The organism is Microbispora sp. H10836 (genome assembly GCF_012999525.1).
Classification (GTDB): Bacteria; Actinomycetota; Actinomycetes; order Streptosporangiales; family Streptosporangiaceae; genus Microbispora.
In genome coordinates this window covers 1-598 of record NZ_JABBWU010000082.1, presented here as the reverse complement: position 1 = coordinate 598, position 598 = coordinate 1, and the positions used below count along the sequence as shown (strand labels likewise).

Genomic DNA, 598 nt, shown 5'->3' with positions numbered 1-598 from the left:
CTTCGCCGTCGGTGAGTCCGTCGGGTGGGCCGTGGCCGCCGTCGTCGACGTACTCCAACCCGGTGTTGTGGCAGGACCTGGCCGACATCGACATCTTCCGGGTCGACGACACCTACTACTACTCGGCCTCCACGATGCACTACTCACCCGGCGCGCCGATCCTGCGCTCCTATGACCTGGTCAACTGGGAGTACGCCGGGCACTCGGTGCCCAAGCTGGACTTCGGCTCCAAATACGACCTCAACGGCGGCCGCGCCTACGTCAACGGCATCTGGGCGTCGTTCCTGAACTACCGCAAGAGCAACAAGACCTTCTACTGGGGCGGCTGCATCGACTTCAGCAAGACCTACATCTACACCGCCACCTCCGCCGAAGGCCCCTGGAACCGGCACACCACGATCAACAAGTGCTACTACGACGCCGGCCTGCTCGTCGACGACAACGACACCATGTACGTCGCCTACGGCAACACCCAGATCAGCGTCGCCCAGCTGTCGGCCGACGGCAAAACCGAGGTCCGCAGCCAGCAGGTGTTCTCCACCCCCTCCAGCGTCGGCACCCTGGAAGGCTCGCGGATGTACAAGCGAGGCGGCGCCTA

1 protein-coding gene is annotated in these 598 nt (G+C 64.2%); it reads left to right on the top strand.

All coding sequences use genetic code 11. The features are described from left to right. Positions 1-62 precede the first annotated feature (62 nt). Positions 63-598: family 43 glycosylhydrolase (locus HHX30_RS40385; protein ID WP_311923082.1), on the top strand; the 536-nt coding region annotated here is incomplete at its 3' end.